General features: G+C 68.1%; 19 protein-coding genes. 4 read left to right on the forward strand and 15 right to left on the reverse strand.

Annotated elements, in window-relative coordinates:
• Positions 1-9: 9 nt before the first annotated feature.
• Entirely contained in the window at positions 10-327 is a 318-nt protein-coding gene (locus JNUCC0626_RS14550) for a hypothetical protein (protein ID WP_394620270.1), read from the reverse strand.
• 62 nt (positions 328-389) lie between these two features.
• On the opposite strand from JNUCC0626_RS14550, the gene JNUCC0626_RS14555 reads away from it, so the two are divergent.
• Positions 390-830 carry a hypothetical protein gene (locus JNUCC0626_RS14555; RefSeq protein ID WP_394620271.1) on the forward strand — a complete coding sequence of 147 codons (441 nt, stop codon included), beginning with the start codon at positions 390-392 and terminating at the stop codon, positions 828-830.
• Here JNUCC0626_RS14555 and JNUCC0626_RS14560 read toward each other — a convergent pair.
• Entirely contained in the window at positions 827-1,834 is a 1,008-nt protein-coding gene (locus tag JNUCC0626_RS14560) for a LacI family DNA-binding transcriptional regulator (RefSeq protein ID WP_394620272.1), read from the reverse strand. The two genes, JNUCC0626_RS14555 and JNUCC0626_RS14560, sit on opposite strands and share 4 nt — an antisense overlap.
• 117 nt (positions 1,835-1,951) lie before the next feature.
• On the opposite strand from JNUCC0626_RS14560, the gene JNUCC0626_RS14565 reads away from it, so the two are divergent.
• Complete coding sequence (locus tag JNUCC0626_RS14565; RefSeq protein WP_394620273.1) at positions 1,952-3,808, forward strand: discoidin domain-containing protein; 1,857 nt, start codon at positions 1,952-1,954, stop codon at positions 3,806-3,808.
• Positions 3,809-3,854: 46 nt separating this feature from the next.
• Complete coding sequence (locus JNUCC0626_RS14570; protein ID WP_394620274.1) at positions 3,855-5,669, forward strand: ricin-type beta-trefoil lectin domain protein; 1,815 nt, start codon at positions 3,855-3,857, stop codon at positions 5,667-5,669.
• An 81-nt stretch (positions 5,670-5,750) separates the two neighbouring features.
• On the opposite strand, the gene JNUCC0626_RS14575 is transcribed toward JNUCC0626_RS14570, so the two are convergent.
• From JNUCC0626_RS14575 to JNUCC0626_RS14585, 3 genes are all read right to left on the reverse strand, one after another.
• The gene (locus JNUCC0626_RS14575; protein WP_394620275.1) at positions 5,751-6,143 is read right to left on the reverse strand and encodes a DUF6292 family protein; all 393 of its coding nucleotides are present in this window, start codon (positions 6,141-6,143) and stop codon (positions 5,751-5,753) included.
• Positions 6,144-6,224: 81 nt separating this feature from the next.
• The gene (locus JNUCC0626_RS14580; RefSeq protein ID WP_394620276.1) at positions 6,225-7,589 is read right to left on the reverse strand and encodes a M14 family zinc carboxypeptidase; all 1,365 of its coding nucleotides are present in this window, start codon (positions 7,587-7,589) and stop codon (positions 6,225-6,227) included.
• Between the two features lie 25 nt (positions 7,590-7,614).
• Positions 7,615-9,483 (reverse strand): protein-arginine deiminase family protein, encoded by a 1,869-nt coding sequence (locus JNUCC0626_RS14585; RefSeq protein WP_394620277.1) that lies wholly within the window; start codon positions 9,481-9,483, stop codon positions 7,615-7,617.
• Positions 9,484-9,629: 146 nt separating this feature from the next.
• Here JNUCC0626_RS14585 and JNUCC0626_RS14590 point away from each other — a divergent pair, with 146 nt between their 5' ends.
• Entirely contained in the window at positions 9,630-12,218 is a 2,589-nt protein-coding gene (locus JNUCC0626_RS14590; protein ID WP_394620278.1) for an AAA family ATPase, read from the forward strand.
• Here the strand turns inward: JNUCC0626_RS14590 and JNUCC0626_RS14595 are convergent.
• From JNUCC0626_RS14595 to JNUCC0626_RS14640, 10 genes are all read right to left on the reverse strand, one after another.
• Positions 12,215-12,580, reverse strand: a complete 366-nt coding sequence (locus JNUCC0626_RS14595) for an ester cyclase (protein WP_394620279.1) — start codon at positions 12,578-12,580, stop codon at positions 12,215-12,217. The two genes, JNUCC0626_RS14590 and JNUCC0626_RS14595, sit on opposite strands and share 4 nt — an antisense overlap.
• The gene (locus tag JNUCC0626_RS14600; protein ID WP_394620280.1) at positions 12,580-12,999 is read right to left on the reverse strand and encodes a Dabb family protein; all 420 of its coding nucleotides are present in this window, start codon (positions 12,997-12,999) and stop codon (positions 12,580-12,582) included. Before JNUCC0626_RS14600 ends, JNUCC0626_RS14595 begins: the two co-directional genes overlap by 1 nt.
• Entirely contained in the window at positions 12,996-14,123 is a 1,128-nt protein-coding gene (locus tag JNUCC0626_RS14605) for an MFS transporter (protein ID WP_394620281.1), read from the reverse strand. The genes JNUCC0626_RS14600 and JNUCC0626_RS14605 overlap by 4 nt, the downstream gene beginning before the upstream one ends.
• Positions 14,124-14,477: 354 nt before the next feature.
• Positions 14,478-15,134 (reverse strand): GntR family transcriptional regulator, encoded by a 657-nt coding sequence (locus JNUCC0626_RS14610; protein WP_394620282.1) that lies wholly within the window; start codon positions 15,132-15,134, stop codon positions 14,478-14,480.
• Between the two features lie 16 nt (positions 15,135-15,150).
• A complete protein-coding gene (locus JNUCC0626_RS14615) occupies positions 15,151-16,497 on the reverse strand; it encodes an ABC transporter substrate-binding protein (protein WP_394620283.1) in 1,347 nt (448 codons plus the stop codon).
• On the reverse strand, positions 16,494-17,399 hold the full coding sequence (locus JNUCC0626_RS14620) for an acetylxylan esterase (RefSeq protein ID WP_394620284.1): 906 nt from the start codon (positions 17,397-17,399) through the stop codon (positions 16,494-16,496). The genes JNUCC0626_RS14615 and JNUCC0626_RS14620 overlap by 4 nt, the downstream gene beginning before the upstream one ends.
• Positions 17,393-19,549 (reverse strand): glycosyl hydrolase family 95 catalytic domain-containing protein, encoded by a 2,157-nt coding sequence (locus JNUCC0626_RS14625; RefSeq protein ID WP_394620285.1) that lies wholly within the window; start codon positions 19,547-19,549, stop codon positions 17,393-17,395. Before JNUCC0626_RS14625 ends, JNUCC0626_RS14620 begins: the two co-directional genes overlap by 7 nt.
• The gene (locus JNUCC0626_RS14630; RefSeq protein ID WP_394620286.1) at positions 19,546-20,427 is read right to left on the reverse strand and encodes a carbohydrate ABC transporter permease; all 882 of its coding nucleotides are present in this window, start codon (positions 20,425-20,427) and stop codon (positions 19,546-19,548) included. Before JNUCC0626_RS14630 ends, JNUCC0626_RS14625 begins: the two co-directional genes overlap by 4 nt.
• Positions 20,428-20,435: 8 nt before the next feature.
• Entirely contained in the window at positions 20,436-21,395 is a 960-nt protein-coding gene (locus JNUCC0626_RS14635; RefSeq protein ID WP_394620287.1) for a carbohydrate ABC transporter permease, read from the reverse strand.
• 23 nt (positions 21,396-21,418) lie between these two features.
• Positions 21,419-23,374: a fibronectin type III domain-containing protein gene (locus tag JNUCC0626_RS14640; RefSeq protein WP_394620288.1), complete on the reverse strand. Its 1,956-nt coding sequence runs from the start codon at positions 23,372-23,374 to the stop codon at positions 21,419-21,421.
• Positions 23,375-23,399: the final 25 nt, after the last annotated feature.

A 23,399-nucleotide genomic window follows, 5' to 3' on the forward strand; every position in this document is an offset into this window, starting at 1 on the left:
CGCGGCAGACTAGGCGTCGCCCTTGCCCTGCTCGAACCCGGCACGGACGCGGTCGATCTCCTCGGCCACCTTCTCCATGAACCAGCGCATGATCTCGTAGGGGATGACGTGCTCGTCGTGGCTGTGGAGGTGGACTTCCGGTTCCCGGTCGGGGTCCTCGTCTGCGACCAGCGCCACGATGAAGGCGTTTCCCGGCCAGTGGGTCTCGTCCGACGTGGCCGGCGCCGGGACGGCCTCGCTCAGCTCCACGCTCCACGCGTCGTCCGGCAGGGCGCAGTGGAACTGGACGGCGTAGTGACGGCCGTCGTGCACGCGCAGTTCTTGCATGTCCGGAGGTTGCCACAGCCTCCACACCGGAGTCCCGCGAGTATTCGTTCTAGGATCTCCGCGTGACCACAACCCCGGCCGAAGTGGTGCTGACGAACCCGGCCATCGCTGTCGCGCAACGAGCGTTCGCGGGGACCGTGGCGGCCGCGCTGGCCCTCGGCATGGTCGCGCTCCCCTTCTCGGGCGATCCGTGGTGGGCGATCGTCCTCTGGGAACTCGCCGAGCTCGGCGGCTTGTTCATCATGTTCAGGGTCTGGTCGTCGGCCGGCACGTCCGCGAGCGAGACCACCGCCTTGCGCGCCAAGGGCACCACGGTCACCGCCGAGGTCGTGAGCAGCACCAAGGACTTCGACGGCGAGTCCGTCACGCACGAGCTGAAGCTCTGGATTCCGCTGGAAGACGGCGGTTTCGAGGTGCGCCACCACTGCAACCACTACCGCGGCCAGCCGCAGCTGAAAGTCCTGGTCGACCCGGCCGACCGCACGTGGGCGGTCGTGCACTAGACGGCGGTTGTGGAGTCCCGCACCACCAGCGTCGTCGCCAGTTCGATGTGCAACGCCTCGGGCTGATGCCCGTCCAGCACCCGCATGAGCTGCGTGACGGCGATGCTTCCCATCTCCTGCAACGGTTGCCGCACGGTCGTGAGCCGCGGGTTGGTCGCCTCGGCCAGGTCGATGTCGTCGAACCCGGCCACCGACAGGTCCTCCGGCACGCGCAGGCCCCGTTCGCGCGCCGCCTGCAACGTGCCCACGGCGACCTTGTCGTTGAAGCACACGACTGCAGAAGGCCGAGGTTCCAGCGCCAGCAACTCAGCGGCCGCCGCCTTGCCGTGCGCGGTCGTGGGTTCCACGTGCCGCAACCGGCTGGGGGACAGCAGCACGCCCGCTTTCGCCAGCGAGGCGCGGTGACCTGCCAGACGGGCGTCACCGGCGAGCCACTCCTCCGGGCCCGCGATCACGGCGATGTCGCGGTGCCCGAGATCGATCAGGTGGTCCGCGACGGCCCTGGCACCCGCGAAGTGCGCGGCGGACACGGAGGCGATGTCCGGTAGCGGCAGGATGCGCGGGTCGACCACGACGAACGGGTAGCCAGCGCGGGTCAGGGCGAGCAGCTCGTCGCCCTCCTCGGGCGGCAGGATGAGGATGGCCGCGTCGACGTCGGTCATGTCCGGCAACGCGCGCAACGCGGCGGAGCCCTGGCCTGACTCACCCGCGTCCAGCAGCATGCGCAGGCCGTGCAGTTTCAGCGTTTCGGCGATCGACGAGACGATCAGGCCGAAGTAGTCGGTGAGGACGTACGGGCAGCGGACGTAGACCGTGCGCGTGCGCTGCTCGGGGACCACCTGCTTGCGTCGCTCCACGGCCTGAAGGACCAGGTCACGGGTCCGCTGCGCCACGTTGACGTGATCGTTGAGCACGCGGGAGACGGTCGCGATCGAGACACCGGTCTCCGCCGCGATGTCCCGCAGGCTCGCGCGTTGTTTCACGTTCTCGATCTTGCGTTCCACCAGGTCACTGTACCGGAACTCCCCCAGACCATTGACGATCGCCACACCCCGGTGTTTCATCCTGAAACACCAGCGTTTCACAGTGATCTAGACGTGTTACATGTCGTGAGGACGTCAATGAGAACAACCGCGATCGTCGCCCTGGTAGTCGGTCTCACCGCCGTACCGGCCGCCGAGGCTTCCAGTGCCCCGCAGGTCCGCGTCTGGGTCACCACCCCGGACCGGGCGGAACTGATGCACGAACGCCCTCGGGTCACGTTCGGCACCAGCGAGTCGGCGCACCCGACGATCGTGGTCGACCCCGACCGCCGCTACCAGGAGATCGACGGCTTCGGCGCGTCGATCACGGACTCGTCCGCCGAGGTCCTCGCGGGCCTGTCCCCTGCCGTCCGCGCCGAGACCATGCGCAAGCTGTTCGACCCGAAGAACGGCATCGGCGTCAGCTTCCTGCGCCAGCCCGTGGGTTCGTCGGACTTCACGGCGGCCGAGGAGCACTACACCTACGACGACGTGCCCGCGGGCCAGACGGACTTCCCGCTCAGGCACTTCAGCATCCGCCACGACGAGGCGAAGATCCTCCCGTTGCTGCGCGAGGCGAAGCGCCTGAACCCGAAGATCAAGATCATGGCCACGCCGTGGAGCCCGCCCGCGTGGATGAAGGACAACGACTCGCTCGTCGGCGGCAAGCTCAAGGACGACCCCAAGATCTACGACGCCTACGCGCGCTACCTCGTGAAGTTCGTGCAGGCGTACGCGAAGGCCGGTGTGCCGATCGACTTCTTGTCGGTGCAGAACGAACCGCAGAACCGCAAACCCGACGCCTACCCCGGCACGGACATGGGTGTCGCCGCGCAGGTCCAGGTGATCGAGGCGCTCGGCCCGAAGCTGAAGTTCGCGAGCCCGCGCACCAAGATCCTCGGCTTCGACCACAACTGGGCCACGCACCCCAACGACGGCACGGCGGAAGCCGACTACCCGTACCAGATCCTGCGGTCCAAGGCCGCGAAGTGGGTCGCGGGCACGGCCTACCACTGCTACTACGGTGACCCGAGCGCGCAGACCGCGTTGCACAACGCCTTCCCGGACAAGGGCATCTGGTTCACCGAGTGCTCTGGCTCGAAGGGCGCGACCGACCCGCCCGCGAAGGTCTTCAGCGACACGCTGCGCTGGCACGCCCGCAACGTCGTGCTCGGCACCACCCGCAACTGGGCCAAGAGCGCGGTCAACTGGAACATCGCGCTCGACAGCACCGGCGGCCCGCACCTGGGCGGCTGCAACACCTGCACCGGCCTCGTCACCGTGCAGCCGGACGGCTCGGTCGACACCGACGCCGAGTACTACACGATCGGCCACCTGTCGAAGTTCGTGAAGCCGGGCGCGCGCCGGATCGCCAGCACCTCGTTCGGCACCACCGGCTGGAACGGCCAGATCATGGACGCGGCCTTCCGCAACCCCGACGGCTCCACGGCTCTGGTGGTGCACAACCAGCACGACGACCCGCGTTCGTTCGCGGTCAACGTCGGCGACCGCACGTTCGAGTACACCCTGCCCGGCGGTGCGCTGGCGACGTTCACCTGGACCAGCCAGCACCGCAGCAGGCTCGACGCCGTCTCCCTGGCCGGCGCCACCGCCACCCCGGACGGCGCGGCGGCGATCGACGACGACGCCTCCACCCGCTGGTCCAACAACGGGGCGCAGGCTCCCGGCCAGTTCCTCCAGGTCGATCTGGGGCGCCGCAAGGACTTCCGCCGCGTCGCGGTCGACTCCGGTGGCAACCTCGGCGACTACGCCCGCACCTGGGAGCTCTCGGTCAGCGACAACGGCACGAGCTGGCGCAGGATCGCGTCCGGTGAGGGTGTCGGCCAGCTGACCAACATCGACGTTCGCCGCACGAGCGCGCGCTACGTCCGCATCACGTCCACCGGTGCCGCGAGCAACTGGTGGAGCATCGCCGATTTCCGGCTCTACAACTGAATATCTGCTATCGGGCGCTTACACCCCTGCAAGGAGCGCTATGTCAATGAGGACAAAACGTTGGCGCGGAATCGCGATCGCGGCGGCCGTGGTGACGGTGGGAAGCACACTCGTGTCCTCCCCCGCCGCCACCGCGGCGACCAACGCGAGCGTCTGGCTGACGACAGGTGACAAGGTCAACGCCCTTACCAGGCAAGGGGACGTGACGTTCGGCTCGGGTGGCTCCGGGTCGACGATCACCGTGAACCCGAACTCCACCTTCCAGTCCATGGTGGGCTTCGGCGCGTCGTTCACCGACTCCGCGGCGTGGAACATCTTCAACTCCCCGCGCCGCGGCGAGATCATGAACAACCTGTTCAACACGTCGAGCGGCATCGGGCTGAGCTTCGTGCGCCAGCCGATCGGCGCGTCGGACTTCTCGCGGAACTTCTACACCTACAACGACGGCGCCGCGGACCCGTCGCTGTCGCGGTTCTCCATCGACCACGACCGCGCGTACATCCTGCCGTTGTTGCAGCAGGCCAAGCAGCTCAACCCGCAGGTCTCCTTCATGGCGACCCCGTGGAGCGCGCCGGCGTGGATGAAGAACAACAACAGCCTCATCCAGGGCCAGCTGAACGACAGCCGCATCGGGGTCTACGCCGACTACCTGGTCAAGTTCGCCCAGGCGTACAAGGCCGCCGGCATCCCGATCGACTACCTGTCGGTGCAGAACGAGCCGAACTTCGAACCGCCGGGCTACCCCGGCATGAGGATGTCGGCGCAGCAGCAGGTCAACGTCATCAACACGTTGGTGCCGAAGCTGCGCGCGGCCGGTGAGCAGGCCCGCCTGCTCGGCTACGACCACAACTGGGACGACACGAACTACCCGCAGACCGTCAACAACGGCGCGGGCAACAACGTGATCGGCTCGGCGTGGCACTGCTACGGCGGCAACCCGAGCGGCCAGTCGGTCGTGAAGAACAACCAGCCGGGCAAGGACATCTTCTTCACCGAGTGCTCCGGCACGCGGTCGGGCAACGACGCGGCGACGTTCCGCGACACGTTGCGCTGGCAGGGCATCAACCTCGCGATCGGCGCGACCCGCAACCACGCGCGGTCCGTGGCGATCTGGAACATGGCCCTGGACCAGAACAACGGCCCGGTCATCGGCAGCTGCACCAACTGCACGGGCGTCGTCACCACCTCCGGCGGCAACGTCACGTACAACGCCGAGTACTACGTGCTCGGCCACCTGTCGAAGTTCGTGAAGCCCGGCGCGGTGCGCATCGACTCGACCGGCTACGGCGAGGGTGGCGTGCAGAACGTCGCCTTCCGCAACCCGGACGGCCAGATCGTGCTCGTCGCGCTGAACTCGGGCGGTCAGCAGAACTTCCGCGTGCAGTACAACGGCCAGACGTTCGGCTACAACATGCCGGCCGGCGCGATGGCGACGTTCACGTGGCCCGGCAACCTCGACCCGGGTCAGCCGCCGACGGGCCGCACCGGCCAGATCTCCGGTCTGGGCGGCAAGTGCCTCGACGTGACGAACGGCTCGACGGTCAACGGCAACCTGCCGCAGATCTGGGACTGCTTCGGCGGCCCGAACCAGACGTGGACGCTGTCCTCGGACGGCACGGTGCGCGGCCTGGGCAAGTGCCTCGACGTGACCGGCAACGGCACGGCGAACGGCTCGGCGGTGCAGCTCTGGGACTGCTTCGGCGGTCCGAACCAGAGGTGGACGGCGTCCGGCGGCACGTTGGTGAACGCCGGCAGCAACAAGTGTCTCGACGTGATCGGCAACAACAACGCCAACGGCGCGAGGGTGCAGATCTGGGACTGCACGGGTGGGGCGAACCAGCGGTGGACCGTGCCCGCGTAGGTGGATAGGCGGAAAGGCCCGGTGTCCGAAGACGGCGGACACCGGGCCTTTCTCTTGCCCTGGAACTGCGTTGTCCTGGTGCTAGGACAACGCGGTGCGCTGCACCGGGAGGACCGCGGCGAAGTCCCGGTTGCCGCGCTCGTCGCCGTGCAGCAGTTCCTTCACCCAGGCGACGACCGACGCGGGAGAGGGGTGCAGGCCTTCCAGCCTGGCCACCTCCACGAGCTCCCCCAGCCGGTTCTCGATCGCGATCGACCAGCCCGCGCTTTCCTTCCACACGAGCGCCACGTAGTGGTCGGGGTGCTCGGCGAGCCGCCCATCCAGTGCGATGTAGGCACCGGGCAGCGGCGTGAGCTCGAAGCACGAGCTGTCCCCGCGCAGGCCGAGCCCCGTGACGACCTCCCGGACGTAGCGCCTGAGTTGCCGCGCCGCCGAGTCGTCGAAGTCGATGTCGAAGCCGAAGTCAATGGTCATGCCGCGGTCCATGACGGGCGAATACCCGCACGGGGTGTCAGGAAAACGTGACCCAGGACATCCGTACGGGTATCCGAGTGCTCACCCGCCGTAGGGGTTCGCGGCCTTCTTCGTGGCGTAGGTCAGCATCGGCTTGACCTTGGCCCAGTGCCCGTCCTGGCACGAGTACGCGGGCAGGAACCCGGTGCACTCGCCTTCCCAGTTGCCGATCTCCCAGGTGTAGTGCGGAACGCCGAGTTCGCCGTACACCCAGTCGTCGATCGAGCCACCCGCCGTGTAGAGCAACTCGCCGGGCTGGCCGTACTGCCACTCGGGTCCGGCGAGTTCCGCCATGTCCTTCGCCATCGCCCGCAGCGGTTCGTCGTTCGGCGACGGCGTGGTGGTGTAGCCCCACGGCAGCAGCACGACGTTGAGCGCGGCGTGCATGGTGACGACCATGCCGCGGGTCTTCGGGTCGGCCGGGTCGGTCACGGCGGGGCCGCGGGTGTCCTTGAAGAGAGACCGGAAGAGCTTCTCCAGCGCCTTCGTCTCGACCTCGGAGTCCGGGCTCGGCCCGCGGTAGACCTGGTGGCACGGGTCGGACGACGTGCCGTTGTCACCCCACTGCGCGTCGAAGTTCCGGTTGACGTCGACGCCGATCTGGGCGCCGGGGTCCTGCGTCGTCGGGCAGTCCTTCGGGCCGTTGGTGTGGTTGGCGTTCTTGCGCTGCAACTTCGGCGATTCGCCGCCGGACTGCACGATCTGCACGCCGTCCGGGTTCGCGATCGGGATGACCCAGACCTCGGTCGTGTCGAGCAACTTGGTGGCCTCGGGGTCCTTGCCGTAGCCCTGGGTCAGGTGGTCGATCCAGCGCCACGCCATGTCGCCGGTGGTGATCTCGCGGGCGTGGATCTGGCCCGACACCACCATCCGCGGCTTGCGGACGTTCGGCGTCAGCTTGCAGTCGCCGAGAGCGCGCTTGGTGAGGCAGACGGCCTTGAGGTCGTACCCGCCTGCGCCCTGGGTCTTGCGCCACGAGTCGCCGTAGTCGACGACCTTCGCGAGGCCCGCGTACTTGAACGCCACCTGGTCGAGGTGGGCGTAGTGCGCCTTCACCGTGCGGTAGCCGCCGTAGTACGTCTCGGTGACGCCGTGGCCGCGCGTCTTGAGGTCGGACGACGGCGGCGCCATGACCGACTCGACCTTGCCCTCGAAGCCCGCCTCGGTGAGGTCGGTGTGGGTGGTCTTCGACCCCAGGACGAATAGGTCGTCGCCGTCGCGCTGCTCGAGGACGTCGAACCCGCGGGCGAGCAGGTCCTGCGCCTTCTGCCCCAGCGGCGCGGGGACGCGGTAGACGTAGGTGGCGCCGTCCTGCGTCACCGGCTGGTCCGGCGGCGCCGCCACCGAAGTGCCCATCAGGAAAGCCGCGCTGACGACACCCGCCAGCGCGAGGCTCAGCCTCTTCATTCCGGTGAAACCCCCTGTGACTCCATCAGGCACGCCACCAGTCCGCCCTGGTGGGCTCGCGGAACGCGTTGGTCCCGCAGTGCACCTCCCCCGCACCGGCGTGCAGGAAGTCCCAATCCTCCACCCACTTGATCTTGACCGCAGTGCCGGTCAGCGCCTGTTCGGTCTTGGCCTTGAACAGGTCGACGCCGTTGACGCGCGGTCCGTGCGGGTCCGGTGCGCCGAACACGCCGCCACCGAGCGAGATGCCGTTGGGGATGCCCGCCGAGTGCGCGACGAAGATCGAGTCCGGTGCCTGGCCGGTGCGCATCCGCTCGCCCAGCGCGGTGAGCTGCTCGCGGGTGATCCGGCCGGACGCGGTGAGCTCGTCGGTGGCCGCGGCCAGCTGCGGCCAGCGGAACTCCTGGAACAGCACCGGAACCCGGACGAGTTCGCGGTCGCTCAGACCGGTCTCCCTGGTGAGCACGGCGAGCTGGGTGTCGATGTGCTTGGCCGCGGTCTCGTTGCGGGCCAGGAAGTCCTGGTCGGCGAGTGCCTGGTCGATCGTGGGCTTGTCCCGCTCGCTGGTGCCCTCGAACAGCACCGCGCCGCCATGACCGTCCTTTGTGGCCTTGCGCATGACGTCGAGGGCGAGCCTCGGGTCTGCGACCATCAACGTCCAGCCGCGGGAGTTGCGGGCCGGGATGGCGTGCACGGTCTCGTCGGAGTGACCGACGGCGAGCCACGACGTGTCGATGATGACCGGTTCCGCGTACTGGTCGCCGATCATCTTGGCGAACGTCGGGTCGGGCATGCGTGCCTGGGTGCTGCCGAACAACGGCCTGCCCAGTTCGTGGCCCCGGTAGGGCGGCAGGCTCTCGTAGTTGCCGGTGGAGTTGAGGCTGTCGTCGACGGCTTCGGTGCGCTCGGCCGTGTACTGCTGCACGACGCCGACGTCCGGGCCGCGCAGGGCGCTGAACACGACGCGTCCGGCGGGGCGCAGGGCCGGCGGGTAGTAGACGCCCTCGAACTCCATGCCCGGCCGGTAGTTGGCGCTGCGCAACAGCACCCGCATGACCTGAGGCTTGCCGTTCGGGCCCGGCATGGACGCCGTGGTGGGCTCGAAGATGTCCTGGAACCAGCGGTCGTCGTTGGCGACCACCTGCAGTGCCTCGTCCGGCAGGTTCGCGGCCTTCATCGCGGCCTTGAGGCCGTCGACGAACTCCTGGTAGCCGGTGTCGAGGCCCGGGCTGATCGGCTTCGAGGTGACGACCTTGCTCGGCGCCTTCAGGTCGTTCTGCAGGATCAGCGGTGCGACGCGGAGCTGGACCGAGTCCGTGCTGCCGCCGGTCTTCAGCGTCACGGTGACGGTGCCGTCCCACACGGCCTTGTCCCGGATGACGTCCCTGCCCTCCAGGCCGAGCTTGACGCCCTTGCGCAGTTCGGCGGCGGTGAGCGTGCCCTTGTCGCCCAGGGACGTCCAGGTGCCGTCGCGTTCGATCCACAGGCGGGCGTAGCGGCCCTGGTTCGCGCCGAGTTCGATCGTGCCGTCGGCCCTCGTGTTGCGCGGCATCGTGCGCAGCGGGGCGAAGTCCTGGGCGTCCTGCGCGCCGTTGAGGACGTCGTCCTGGGCGTCGTTGCAAGCCGCGAGCCGTTCGTCGACGGCGATGGCGTGGTTCTTCAGATCTTCCTCGGTGACCTTGCAGCGCTTCGCGTCGTCGTCGAGGTTGGGCAGGAAGATCGCTCCCCTGCTCTGCGTCCACTTCCCCTTGCCGGTCTGGTCGGCCCAGTCGACCGTGCCGCTGCGGTTGGTGTCGGCGAGGAGCGTCGCTCCCGGCGCCGCCTGGGCCGGTACCCCCGTGAAGATCACACTCGTCAGTGCGGCCACACCGGTGGCCGCCAGAACACGTCTCATCACAAGTTCCCCCTCGTGATCATGTGCTTGCGAGGGTATTGAACTTCCCAATGCGGACGCATCCGACTTCAGGCGACTACGCATCCCCCTGAGGTTGTGGGCCGAACGGGTGACGCGTCTCGGTTGGCCTCGCATACGGTGCGTTCATGGACGCGCTCACCACCCCCTCGCTGCTCGGACGGGACGACGAGATCCGTTGTCTGTCCGGGATGCTCTCCGCCGGCCTCGAAGGCCGGGGCGGTGCCCTTGTGCTGCGCGGAGAGGCGGGCATGGGCAAGAGCACGCTGCTCGATCACGTGCGCTCGTCCGCCACCGGGTTCCGGGTGGTCGAGGTCTCCGGGTCGGAGTACGAGACGTCGCTGCCGTTCGCCGCGCTGCACCAGTTGTGCCTGCCGTTGCTGGACTCCTCCGCCGGTCACCACCGGGAGGCGCTCGACGTCGCGTTCGGGCTGGCCATCGGAAAGCCTGATGTGTTGCGGGTCGGCATGGCCGTGCTGGACCTCCTGGGCCGGTCCGGGCCGTTGGTCTGCCTGGTGGACGACGCGCACTGGCTGGACGAGGCGTCGGCCGGGTTGTTCGCGTTCCTGGGACGGCGCCTCGCCTCGGAGGCCGTGGTGCTGGTGTTCGCGGCGCGGCCCGGACCGTCCCGATTGGACGCACTGCCGGGGTTGGAGCTGCGCGGGCTGACCGACGCCGACGCACGGGCGTTGCTGACGTCGGCGGTGGTGGACGACAAGGTGCGCGAACGCCTGTTGTCCGAGGCGCGCGGGAATCCGTTGGCGTTGCTGGAACTGCCGAAGGCGGGCGGGTTCGCGATGCCGGACGTCGCGTCGGTGCCTAGCCTGATCGAGCGCAGTTTCCAGGACCGGGCTGCCTCGCTGCCCGCGGACGCCAGGCTGCTGCTGACGGTGGCGAGCGCCGACCCGACCGGGGAGCCGGGATTGTTGTGGGCCGCGGCCGCCCAGCTCGGCATCGAGGTGGCCTCCGCCGGGGTCGAGGCCGAGGGATCCGGGCTGGTCGGCATCTCCACGCGGGTGCGGTTCTGCCACCCGCTCGCCCGCTCGGCCGTGTACCTGGCGGCTTCTCCGTCTGAGCGGCAGGCCGCCCATCTCGCGCTGGCCGCCGTGACCGATCCGCGCACCGACCCCGACCGGCAGGTGTGGCACCGCGCGCAGGCGGGCACCGGACCTGACGACGCGCTCGCCGCGGACCTCGAGCGGTCCGCCGATCGTGCCCGGGCTCGTGGTGGAGTGGCTGCGGCAGCGGCGTTTCTGGAGCGGGCGGCGGCGTTGTCGGTCTCCCCCTCTTTGCGGGCTTCGCGCACGGTTGCGGCGGCGGAGGCGAAGCTCGACGCCGGTGCGGTGGACGACGCCGCCGAGTTGCTGACGACCTTCCCTGCCGATGATCCCCGGGCTGATCTGGTGCGCGGGCGGATCGCGTTCGTGCGCAGCGAGGCGAACGACGGGCCGTCGTTCGTCCTCCGTGCCGCGCGCCTGGCTTCCGGTGCCGAGGCACGTGATCGGGTGCTGGACGCGTTGGAGCTCGCGCTGGCCTTCGGGCGGCCGTCCGGAGTGATGGACGCCGTCGTGCGCGAGGCTCGGGCGCTTGATCGTGGTTCGGACGCGTTGGAGGCGTTGGTGCTCCTCGCCGACGAGGGACACGCTGCTGCGGTTCCGTTGCTGCGCCGGGTGTTCGCCTCCGATGATCGGGCGTGGACCCGGCATCCGGCGTTGGCGACGATGCTCGCCGGGGAGTTGTGGGACACCGAGGTGCACTCCTCGGTGACCGACTGGCTGATGAAGACCGGGCAGCAGGCCGGGTCTCCGTTCGTGCTGCGGCTCGGGCTGGCGCAGGTGGCGACCGGAGCGGTGCTGCGCGGAGAGTTCGGGGCGGCGGTGTCGGCCATCGCCGAGGAGGAGGCCGTCGCGGATGCCGTCGGGATGGCGCCTTTGCGGTATCCGCGGTTGCACCTGGCGGCGTTCCGCGGACAGAAGGAGGCGGTGCTGGCGGAGTCCGAGCACTCGTCGCGGCGGGCCGGGGTGCTGGTCGCCAACACGCATTGGGCTTCCGCCGTGCTGCACAACGGATTGGGCGACTACCCGGTGGCGCTGGCCGCCGCTCGGGCCGCCGTTGCTCCTGGGGATCTCTACCTCGCCGGGATCGCGTTGCCCGAGCTGGTCGAGGCGGCGGTGCGGTGCGGTGAGACGGAGTTGGCCGCTCGGGCGTTGGACGATCTCGTGGCCCGGACTTCTCCTTGCGGCACCTCGTGGGCTGCTGGGGTCGCGTCGTGTGCTTCGGCTTTGGTGACCGGATCCGAGGAGTGCTTCGTGACGGCCGTGGAGCAGCTGTCGGCTTCCGCTGCTCGTCCTCATTTGGGGCGGGCGCATCTCTTGTACGGGGAGTGGTTGCGGCGGGCCGGGCGCCGGGTCGATGCGCGTGTTCAGTTGCGGTCGGCGCACGAGTTGTTCGCTGCTATGGGGATGGAGGCGTTCGCTGGGCGGGCGGCTCTGGAGTTGCAGGCGACCGGAGAGGTGGCGCGGAGCCGGTCCGTTGATGTCGCCGAGTCGTTGACCATGCAGGAGACGCACATCGCTCGGCTGGTGGCTGGTGGGGCCACGTCGAAGGAGGTGGCGGCGCGGTTGTTCCTGAGTCCCCGCACGGTTGATGCCCACCTGCGGAACATCTACCGCAAGGTGGGCATCAACTCACGTCGTCAGCTGGCCGGGCTGTTCTAGTTGCGTGGCATGAGGCCGAGTTGCTGGGCGGCCCACAGGCCGTCGGCGTTGAGCCAGTACTCGGCGATCCTGCCGTTCTCGACGCGGAGGATGTCCGTGCCGTGGAAGGAGATCTCGTTCGCCTCGGCCAGCCACCTGATCACGATGTACGGCGCCTGCTCGATCGGGCCGACGTCGATCGTGAACTTCAGGCCGGGCATGTTCTCGTGGGAGCTCCTGACCCACTCGACGAGGTTGTCGCGGCCCTGGTGGTCCTGCTGCGGGCCGCCGGTCAGCGGTGCCACGTGCCAGACGAAGTCCTCGGCGACGATGTCGTCGGCCTTGGCGAGGTCGCCGTTCCAGAAGTCGATCCAGGCCTGCATCACTTGTCTCCGTGCTGTCCGGGGGCGGCGCTGCCCGTGTACTCGCCGAGGTCCGACACGAGCTGCGTGAGCTCGGGGTCGGCGTCGTAGCGCTTCTGGTGCAGGGCGGCGATCTTCGCGCCCATCTCGGGGTCCTCGTCGTCGGTGATGTCGAACGAGGCGAACTTGTCGACGAGCGGCAGGCCGACGCGGTCGGTGTTGCGGTGGGCGGGGTGGATCAGGTACTCCCAGTACCCCTCCAGGTCCTCGATGACGAACGTGGCGCCCCACTCGTACTCGCCGCCGTAGTCGCGTCCGACCACGAAGGACTTCACGCTCGGGATGACCCTTCCCTGGTTGCGCAGGCTTTCCAGTGCCTCCTCGATCTGCTCGGGCGAGGCATCCTTGCGCAGGGTGAAGCGGTTGCCGTGGTAGATCATGCTGTCTTCTCCTTGTAGGTCAGGGCGAGTGCTGCCCCTGCTGCGATGGTGGCGATGCCGGTCGCGGCGAACGCCTTGGCGATGCCGGTGGCTTGGATGACTGGTTCGAGTGCGAGTGGCGACAGGAACTGGCCCAGGAAGATGCCTGCTACGAGGCCGCTGAGGATTCGGCCTCGTTGGGCCGGTTCTGCCAGGTTGGCGAGGGTGGAGTTCAGGTTCGGGACCACCAGGCCCACGCCCAGGCCGCCGATCAGGAGTCCTGCGGTGACGGTGGTGATGTTCGGGGCGTAGCCGATCACCAGCCAGCCTGCGCCGAGCAGTCCCACGCTGATCGCGGTGGTGTGGGTGGTGGTGAGTTTCGGGTAGAGCAGGGCGCCTACGACGCTGCTGGCGGTGCTGCCGGCGATGACGATGCCGATGGTGGTGGGGGTGGCGTTCATCGACTTCAGCAGGAACGGCAGTTGGGTTGGTGCCATGTAGAAGATCAGGGTGGCCGTCAGGGCCATGGCGTAGATGCCCAGGGCCTGTTTGGGGAACGGGCCGGTCGTCTTGGTGCGGCTTGGCGGGCGTTCGTTTTTCAAGCCCGTTGCGGCTGCTGCGGCTATCAGTGCGGCTGCGCTGTAGAGCCAGAACGGCAGGCGCCAGTCCTGGGCCGCGAGGACGCCTGCCAGTGGGAGGAAGACGACTCCGCCGAGGCTTGCCGCTGCCTGTTGGTAGCCGAGGAACTTGCCGCGTTCCTTGCCCTCGAACCAGTCTGCGATCAGGGCGCTTACGGCGGTCATGATGCCGCCTACCGCCAGGCCCAGGACTGCTCTGGTGGTGAGGAGCAGGGGCAGGTTCGTGACGAAGTAGCCCGCGGTGCCTCCTGCGGCGTAGAGGGCGAGGCTGGCCGTTAGCAGGGGTTTTCTGCCTGTTTTGTCGGCTAGCAGGCCTGCTGCCGGTGCGCTGACCGCGATGGCCAGGGAAGTGATGGTGAGGGCCAAGCGGATCAGCACGCCCTCGCCGTACACCTCGCCCATCGCGGGGAGGCTGGGGGCGATGATCGCCGCTGCCATGATCGTGAGGGTGGCGGAGGCCAGGACCACCGCCCTTGCCGTTCGCGTTGGCGCAGTTCGTGTTGTCACGAGAGAAAGCTTGGTTCTCGTGGTGGGTGGTTCGCGTCGGTAGTCGTTACGTAGGTATGTCACCTAGTGCGGTGGTCGGGCAGACCTGGACGAGCCGGGTCATTTCATCGCCGCTTCGCGACGATCGGGATTGGGGCTTGACTTCGGGGCCCTTGCGAGGCGCTGGTCGGACCGGAAAGGCCGGGCTGAAAAGCGCCCGGCCGAGCCACGAGTGGTAGCACCTCGCACCCAAAGTCAAGCCCCAATCCCACGCGTACGTGGTTGAGTTGGGCGGGCACGTCACCGATACCGGCTGATCGGTGCAACCAAGACTGACGGCTCGCCTTCGGCATCGCGTCGCTCGGGCGCGCGTTGCTACATGCGGTCCAGCAGGCGCGAGCGGGCGATCTCCAGGTGTGCGGTCATCGCCTGGCTCGCCGCCTCCGGATCCCTGGCGGTCAGCGCGTCCACGATCGCCCTGTGCTCGGTGATCGTCTGCACCCCGAACGGCTGCTGGAAGTTCAGTCGGAACAGGTGCAGGTGGCAGTGCGTCTTCACGAACGACTGCAGGACCGCCTCGTTCCCAGCGATCCGCAGGATGAGTTCGTGCAGCCGTTGGTCGTGGGCGGTGAGGTTCTTGTAGTCGTCGTAGGCGTTGTCCGCCGGGGCCGCCGGGCAGGTCGCGAGTTCCGCCTCGATCTGGTCGGCGGCTTCGGGGGTCATGTTGAGCGCCGCCAGTGCTGCCGATGGGGGTTCCAGCAGTAGGCGGAGGGCGTAGAGGTCGGCTACCTGTTTGCGGTTCAGCAGGTCCGTCACGCTGTAGCCGCGCAACGGGAGCCTGCTGACCAGTTCTTCGGATTCCAGGCGTGCCAGGGCTTCTCGGACCGGGGTTGGGGAGACGTCGAGTTGGCGGGCCAGTTCGTCTATGTTCACTCGCGCGCCTGGGGCCATGCCGTCGCTCATGATCAGGGCGCGGATCTGTTCGTAGACGTCATCCGCTAGTACGCGCCTGGTCGGTATCCGCAACACCACTCCTGAGACTCCCGTCTTAGTTCTTGGCCAGTATCTCCTGCGAGACGCGTTCCATCTCGGCGAACACGTCGTCGGAGCGTTGGCCTGCGAAGTACGCCTCGAAGAGGGGTTGTTCGCCGGACTGGATCGCGCTGCCGTTGGCGTAGGCGGTGGACGGATAAAGGACGTTGTCCTTGACGTACTGGTTGAAGACGGTCAGGTCCACGCCCTGGGTCTTCATCGAGGTCACGGTGTTGTCCATGGCGGAAGGAATCGAAGGGAAGAAGGTGCCGGTGGCGCCTGCCTTGGACTGGCACTCCTCGCTGCCCATGAAGCTGACCCACTTCCAGGTCAGGTCCGGGTTCTTGGTGCCCGCCCAGATGTTGTTGCCGTTGGAGTTGGAGAGGACCGAACGCTTGCCCTCAGGGCCGAGGACGGTGGGAGCGATGCCGACCTTGACGCCCGGGATCTTGCCGAACGACGGAGCGGACCAGGAGCCACCCATGGTCATGGCGACCTTGCCGGAGCCGATCAGGTCCACGTCGGAGATGGTGGACTGGTTGCCGGTGGTGAAGGTGCCGAGCTTCGGGGAGAAGCCGCGGTCGGTGAGGGAGAGGACCCACTTCATGGTCTTGGTGAAGCGGGAGTCGGTGTAGTTGAACTTCGTCGGCCACTGGTCCTTGTCGCCCAGGCGCCAGCCGAGCGTGTTGACGAACGGGGCCCAGGAGGTTTCGCCGATGAAGCTGCGGCCCGCCATGGCGCCGATGCCGTAGGTGGCGATCTGGGTCTTGTCGAAGCCCGGTTCGTCGCCGTGCTTGCCGTTCTTGTCGATGGTGAGGCGGGCTACGACCTTGTCGAACGTGCCGCCGTCGTCGGGGTTCCAGGTGAGCTTCTGGACGTCGGCCTCGGGGACGCCGGCCTTGGCGAGCATGTCGGCGTTGTAGTAGAGGGCGGAGGCGGCCCAGTCGAGCGGCAGGGCGTACTGCTTGCCGTCGGTGAACTTCCAGGTGTCGACGCCTACCGAGTACTTCTTCAGGTCCACAGAGGACTTGGTGATGAGGTCGTCCAGCGGCATGAGCTGGTTCTGCGAGGCGTAGGCCTGGAGGAACTGGACGGAGTTCTGGAACGCGTCGGGGGCGGTGCCCGCCACGAAGCCCGCGGTGAGCTTGGTGAAGTAGTCGTCGACGTTGTAGCGGGTGATCTTCACGTCCGTGCCGGGGTTGGCGGCCTCGAACGCCTTCTCGCACTCACCGTAGGCGACGGCCTGCTTGTCGTCCCACGTCCACCAGTTCACGGTGTTGCTGCCGGAGCCCGAGTCGGAACTCCCGCAGCCCGCGACCACCAGGGCTGTTGCTGCGACGAGGGCAGCGGCGGCGATTTTCATGGCTTCTCCAAGAGACGGGAACGGAAGGCGTCGAGTGCGATGTCGAGGTCGTCGGAGCCGCCCGCCTCGTGGGCGCTGTGCTCCCAGACCGCGATCTCCTTCGGTCCGGCGTAGGCGTGGTAGGCGCCGAACACGGTGGACGGCGGCACGATGTCGTCCATCAGGCCGATCGAGAACCACGCCGGGGCCGTGGCCCTGGCGGCGAACCCCAGACCGTCGAAGTAGGACAGCGCTGGGAAGACGTCGGAACGCCGGTTCTCGGCGAGGTAGGTGGTCAGTTCGGAGTAGGGCGGGCGCCCGCAGACGTTCAACGCCCGCCTGATGTCGCAGAGGAACGGCGCCTGGGTGTGCACCGCGGCCAGGTCGGGGACGAGACCCGCTGCGGCCAGGGCGATTCCGCCGCCCTGGCTGTTGCCGAGCACGGCCACTTCCGTGGAACCCAACACGCGCACGGCGTCGATCGCGCGGACGGCGTCGGTGAAGACGCGGCGGTAGAAGTAGGTGGAACGGTCGGTGATGCCGCGGGTCAGGAAACCGGTGCCGCCGCGCTGGTCGCGCACCTGGACCTGGAGGTGGGCGAACCCGGCGCTCGCCCAGGTCAGGTTCTCGACCGCGCTCCCCCGGTTGCCGCCGTAGCCGTGGTACTGGACCACGGCGGGGAAACCGGTGGCGCCTTTCGGCGTGCGCAGCCAGGCGTGGATCCGGTCGCCGCCGAAGCCCGCGAACGACACGTCGTAGACGTCGAGGGTGCGCAGCGGGGTGTCCACCGGCACCGCTTCGACTGCCAGGTCGAGGGAACGCGCTTCGGCGAGCGTGGAGTCCCAGAACTCGTCGAAGTCGTCGGGGCGGACGTAGGTGCTGCGGTACTCCCACAGCGCGTCCAGGGTCAGGTCGGTCAGCAAGAGATCCTCCCGCGCACTTCCACCACGTCGCTCACGACCACCTCGGTGACCTCGCCGCCGATGCTCACCGGCACGAACTCCCCGGCGTCACCGGACACCCGGCGCAGCCGCACGACCACGTCGCCGTCGTCCCAGGTCACGTCGACGGCGAGGCCGCCCCGGCAGCGCAGGCCGCGGGCCGCGCCGCTCGACCAGCCAGACGGCAGCGCGGGCAGCACGTCGATCACGCCGGTGTGGCTCTGCACCACGACCTCGGCAAGCGCGGCGGTGAAGCCGTAGTTGCCGTCGATCTGGAACGGCGGGTGCGTGCTGAACAGGTTCGGCAGCAGGCCGCCCCACTCGGAACCGTCGACCGGCGCGTCCCGGTGGCGGTCGCCGGTGAACGGCTGCGCGGCCTCCAGCAGCAGCGAACGCACGGTGTCGCCGTCGCCGAAACGGGCCCGCAGCGCCATCTTCCAGGCCCACGACCAGCCCATCGCGCCGTTGCCCCGTCGTCGCAGGACCTCGAAGGCCGCGTCGCCGAGCTGGGTGCCCGCGACGATCTGGCCCAGCGGGTACACCGACACCATGTGCGACATGTGCCGGTGCGTGGAGTCTTCCTCGACGAAGTCGCCCGCCCACTCCCCCAGCCGCCCGTCGAACACCGGGACGGGGCGCAGCCGCGGGAGTGCGGCCGAGATCTCCGCGAGCACCGGGTCGGTGCGGCCCGAGGCGAGGGCCAGCGCCAGCGTTCGTTCGAACACGGCGCGGATCAGCACCACGTCCATCGTCACGGACCACGTCAGCGCCTGAGGCTTGCCGTCGACCAGGAACCAGTTCTCCGGGGACGTCGACGGGCACGTGTCCAGGTAGCCGTCGGGGCCTTCGACCAGCCAGTCGAGGCAGAACTCCGCGCAGCCGCGCAGCAGCGGCCAGGCACGCTCCAAAGTGGACCAGGTGCGGGCGAAGTCGTAGTGGTCCCAGGCGTGCTGGACCAGCCACGCGCCGCCCATCTGCCAGATCGCCCACGACGGCGCGCCGTGGCCCATGCCGACCGGCAACGCCCACGCGTGCGCGTCGGTGTTGTGGTGCGCCACCCAGCCCCGTGCGCTGTAGAGCTGCGACGCCACGTCCGCGCCGGTCACCGCCAGCTTCTCCAGCAGCTCCAGCAACGGGTCGTGGCACTCGGCGAGGCCGGTGACCTCGGCCGCCCAGTAGTTCATCTGGGTGTTGATGTTGATCGTGTAGTTGGACGACCAGGCGGGCCGCAGGTCGGCGTTCCACAGGCCCTGGAGGTTCGCGGGCGGTGCGCCCGGCCGCGACGACGAGACCAGCAGGTACCGGCCGTACGCGAAGAGCACGGAGGCGATGAGCTGCTCGTCCTTGCCGCTCAACAACTCCGGCACGTCGATGACCTCGGGCAGGTCACCGAACCGCACCTCGCACGCGTCCATGAGCGTCATGTGGTTGCCGTGCCGCCTGCCCTGCCACGACGTCTCCGCCGTGGTGGAGCTGGTGAGCGTGAGCAGCCAGCGCTCGCCCTCGGTGATCTTCACCGTCACCGAGCCGCGTTCACCGCCACCGTAGACAGGTGCCTCGACCTGGGGCTCGTGCCGGGGAGCGGAGTCGACCGGGATCTCCACGACCAGGTTCAAGCCGTCGCGGCTGATTTCACGCAGCGGCGTCGAGACGTCCACTTCGGACGGCGTGGCACCGGTGATCTCCACGCACAGCGAGGTTTCCGACGCCCACACGCGCCTGGTGACCTCGGCACCGTCGATCGTCAGCCGTTCGGTCACCACCCCGGTCGCGAGATCGAGGGTGCGGCCGTGCGACTCGCCGTCGGACAGCGTGATCCACAGGTCCACGTACGGCAGGAACGTCTGGCTGTACGGGCCCTCGAACGACATCAGCAACGAGGTCGCCCGCTCCAGGTCACCGCCGAAGATCGCCTCCCGCACCTGCGCGAGCCGGTCCGGACCGGCACCTGCGGCCAGCACGTCGGCCAACGCACGAGAAGGCCCGTCAGCGGTACCCGACCAGACGGTCGCGTCGTTGACCTGCACGCGGGACCGGCCGGCCCCGCCGAACACCATCGCGCCGAGACGGCCGTTGCCCACGGGCAGCGCCTCGGTCCACTCCTCTGCCGCGGCAGGCCAGTGCAGTCTCACTTGATCCCCGTGAAGCCGATGGAGTTGACCAGCCGCCGCCCGAACACCACGAACAGCAGCAACATCGGCAGCGCCGCGACCAGCGTCGCCGCCATCAGGCCCGCCCAGTCCAGCGATGCCTGCGGTGAGGACTGCTTGAACACCGCGAGCGCGAGGGTGAGCGGACGGACCGACTCGTCGTTGGTGACGAGCAACGGCCAGAAGTAGTCGTTCCAGGTGGTGATGAACTGCAACAACGTCAGGGTCGCCATCGGCGCGATGCTCATCGGCAGCACGATCCGGAAGCACACCCGCAACGGCCCGGCGCCGTCGATGATCGCGGCCTCCTCGACCTCGTGCGAGAGGCCGAGCATGAACTGCCGCAGGAAGAAGATGTTGAACGCGGAGAACAACGCGGCCGGCAGGATCATGCCGCCGAACGTGTTGAGCAGCCCCAAGTCCTTCATCAGCACGAAGTTCGGCAGCAACGTGAACACCGACGGCACCATCAACGCGGTGAGCAGGAGCCCGAACACGAAGTCGCGGCCCTTCCACTGCAACCGGGCGAACGCGTACGCGGCCAGCGCCGACAACCCGACCGTGAGGATCGTCAGAATCCCGGCGTACACAACGGAGTTCCACAGAGCCAGAGCAAGATCGATGCTGGCACCGGACCCGCCCTCCGCAGCTGCTTCAGCCGGTGTGGCGAGACCGAGGGCGCGCTTGAACGGGCCCCACGTGAAGTGCACCGGCAGCAACGACGACGGGTCGGTCGACATCGCGAAGTTGTTGGACAGCGCGGTGCGCAGCATCCAGTAGAACGGGAAGATCGTGATCAGCAGCACGACGACCAGGTAGCCCCAGGCGACGCCCCTGCCGAGTTTCATCGAGAGGTTCACCGAGCCTCCTAGTCGGTGTCGGACTCGCCGGCGCGGGCCATCCGCATCTGCGTGAAGGTGACCGTGACGAGCAACAGGAACAACGCGAGCGACATCGTGGCCGCGTAACCGAAGTCGAACTGGCCGAAGGCCTTGTCGTAGATGTACATCTGGAGCACCAGCGACGCGTCCGCCGGACCGCCCTTGGTGCTGACCTGGACGATGTCGAAGACCTGGGTCGAGCTGATCACGTTGAGGATCACGACCATCACCAGGATGGGCCGCAGCAACGGCAACGTGAGCGAGCGGAACATCTGCCACTCCGACGCGCCGTCGATCCGCCCGGCCTCGTAGATCGACGCGGGGATCGTCTGCAGACCCGCGAAGATGAGAACCGCGTTGTAGCCCATGGTCTTCCACACGTTCAGCGCGGCCAGCGTGGGCACCGCCCAGTCGTCGGAGGAGAAGAACATGATCGGCTCGCCGGTGATCCAGGTGATCAGCTGGTTCACGATGCCGAGTTGCGGGTCGAGCATCCACGTCCACACCAGCGCCGTGACGACGCCGGAGATGAGGAACGGCAGGATCATCAGCCCGCGGACCGTCGTGTTGACCCCCAGTCGGTGCAGCACGACGGCGGTGAGCAGGGAGACGCCGATACCCAAGATCACCGACAGCACCACGAAGTAGACGGTGACGCCGAGCGAGTGCCAGAACCTGCTGTCGTTGATCAGCTCGGTGATGTTGTCGAGACCCGTCCAGACCGGCGGGCTGAGGATGTGGAACTCGGTGAAGCTGAGGTAGACGCCCCGCAGCATCGGGTAGGCGAAGAACACGCCGAACCCGATGAGAGCGGGGGCGACGAGGAGCCACGCGACCCACGTGTCGTTGCGGCGCGAGGCGGGTCCCCGGCGTTTGCGCGGGGGCGGAGACGCCGTGGTGGCAGGGCCACGCACGACATGGGCGCTGGAGTCTTGCACGGTTGTCACCACGACGCCTCCTGGTCGGTGAACTAGATGCGGATGCTGTCGACGTCGAACACGGAGTCGTCCGGGTTGCCGATGCGGATGGTGTTGTTGCCCTTCAACAGGTAGATGGGCACCGTGACCTTCTGCGGCGTGTTCCAGTCGTCGTCGTTCGAACCCGCGACGGGCAGCTTGAAGCTGGTGCCGTTGACGGTGACCACGCCGGTCCTGCTGGCGTCGGCGGAGATGTAGGCGAGTTCGACGAGGTACGTGCCCTCACGAGGTGCCACGACCGTCGGCATGGTGATGTTGCCGCTGCCGCCGATGTACCCGACCTTGCTGCCGCCCGAGCACGCGCAGCCGTAGACGGTCGCGCCGCCGCCGGGGCTGCCCTTCTCCGCCTCGTACGTCACGCTTTCCTGCGGTGTCACGAAGGTGACGGGCTTGGAGCGCGCGCCGTTCTGCACGACGGTGAACTCGTAGGCCGTGGCCGGGGTGAGGCCGTTGACGGTCGCCTTGGTGTCCGTGGTGGTGGCGACCTTCTTGTTGCCCGCGTAGACGTCGTAGCGGACGCCCGTCTTTCCGTACCACTTCAGGGAAACACTGTTCGGCGTGGCCGCGGTGCCCTGCACGACGCCCGGCGCGACCGAGGTGCGCGGGGTGATCGTGAACAGCTTCGAGCCGTGCACCGGCAGTTCTTCGGTGATGGAGCCGGACTTCTGACCGACGTCCTTCTTGGCCCACACGTCGCGGACCTTGGCGTTGCCGGTGATGCCGAGCTTGGCGAAGTCGGCCGTGACGGACGCCGGGCGCGAGCCGAGGTTGAACAGCGCCACGGTGTAGCTGCCGTCGCGGTTGCGGGCGTACCAGACCTGCTGGTCGGTGAACTGGTCGACCGGACGGGCCGGGATGCCCGCCTGGTTGATGCGGATGACCTCGTCGTTGGTCAGCAGCTTGTAGCCGTAGTCGTCGATCTTGGTGAGGTCGTCGCCGATGTAGAGCGGCGAGGACGAGATCGACCACAACGTCATGTAGCTCTGGCGTTCGGCCTCGGTCAGGCCGTCCATCTGGCCGTTGCCGACGGCCACGCTGTCGAGGTTGTTCCAGTGGCCGGGGCCCGCGTCGTCGATCCACTGCACGACGTCGTTCCAGCGCTGCTTCACCGAGTTGTTCCAGGTGACGAGCGTGTCGCAGTAGCACTCGACGTCGGTGTCGACGCGCCAGCCGTTGGTGTTGGCCTTCCACACGTCGGCGTAGCGGTGGCTGAGCGCCCAGGAGATGAGGAACTCGATCGGCCGCCCGGTGCTCTTGAGCGCCGAGTTCCACGCCTTCACGTCGGTCGTGTTGTCGTAGCGCTCACCGCCGCGGAAGCTGCCGGGGCCGACGCCGTCGAGCTTGAGGAAGTCGACGCCCCAGCCAGCGAGCGTCTGCGCGAGCGAGTCGATGTACTTCTGCGAGCACGGGTTCGCGAAGTCCATCTTGTAGGAGGAGTCCCACCCGTTGGTCTTGCGCAGGTCGGGGTAGACGACGTCCTTGGTGGTGCAGCCGGGCGCGTTGAAGATCGGCGTCTTGCCGTCGTTGTACGCCTTGGGGTCCAGGCCGACCGCGAGGTAGGAGCCGAACTTCAGCCCCTTGCCGTGGATGTAGTCGCCGAGGAACTTGAAGCCGCGCGGGAACTTCTTGGCGTCCACCACTGGCCTGCCGTACTCGTCGAACGAGCCGAGCCAGCCCGCGTCGACGTTCACGTGGTCGTAGCCGGCCTTCTTGAACCGCGCGGCCAGCACGTCCGCCTGCGCCAGCACGTTCTTCTCGTTGAGCCAGCTCGCCGGGCCGTCCGGGTTGACGCCGGGGTAGTTGGTCGCCTGCAACGTCCAGCTGCTCCAGCCCATGTAGGGCTTCTCGGCCTTCGCCGCAGTCTGTTGTGTTGCGGGTGCTTGGGCTTGGGCCGCCGGGACCGCGATCAGCGACGCGAGCAGGCCGGCAACGACACCTAACGCTCTCAAGACCACTCCTTTGTGATTTCCCGTG

Source organism: Lentzea sp. JNUCC 0626 (assembly GCF_043632865.1).
GTDB lineage: Bacteria > Actinomycetota > Actinomycetes > Mycobacteriales > Pseudonocardiaceae > Lentzea.

Excerpts from the sequence above, each read along its gene's own strand:
- JNUCC0626_RS14550 (WP_394620270.1), bottom strand. The coding sequence starts at position 327 with ATGCAAGAACTGCGCGTGCACGACGGCCGTCACTACGCCGTCCAGTTC.
- JNUCC0626_RS14565 (WP_394620273.1), top strand. The coding sequence starts at position 1,952 with ATGAGAACAACCGCGATCGTCGCCCTGGTAGTCGGTCTCACCGCCGTA.
- JNUCC0626_RS14570 (WP_394620274.1), top strand. The coding sequence starts at position 3,855 with ATGAGGACAAAACGTTGGCGCGGAATCGCGATCGCGGCGGCCGTGGTG.
- JNUCC0626_RS14575 (WP_394620275.1), bottom strand. The coding sequence starts at position 6,143 with ATGACCATTGACTTCGGCTTCGACATCGACTTCGACGACTCGGCGGCG.
- JNUCC0626_RS14580 (WP_394620276.1), bottom strand. The coding sequence starts at position 7,589 with ATGAAGAGGCTGAGCCTCGCGCTGGCGGGTGTCGTCAGCGCGGCTTTC.
- JNUCC0626_RS14585 (WP_394620277.1), bottom strand. The coding sequence starts at position 9,483 with ATGAGACGTGTTCTGGCGGCCACCGGTGTGGCCGCACTGACGAGTGTG.
- JNUCC0626_RS14590 (WP_394620278.1), top strand. The coding sequence starts at position 9,630 with ATGGACGCGCTCACCACCCCCTCGCTGCTCGGACGGGACGACGAGATC.
- JNUCC0626_RS14595 (WP_394620279.1), bottom strand. The coding sequence starts at position 12,580 with ATGCAGGCCTGGATCGACTTCTGGAACGGCGACCTCGCCAAGGCCGAC.
- JNUCC0626_RS14600 (WP_394620280.1), bottom strand. The coding sequence starts at position 12,999 with ATGATCTACCACGGCAACCGCTTCACCCTGCGCAAGGATGCCTCGCCC.
- JNUCC0626_RS14615 (WP_394620283.1), bottom strand. The coding sequence starts at position 16,497 with ATGAAAATCGCCGCCGCTGCCCTCGTCGCAGCAACAGCCCTGGTGGTC.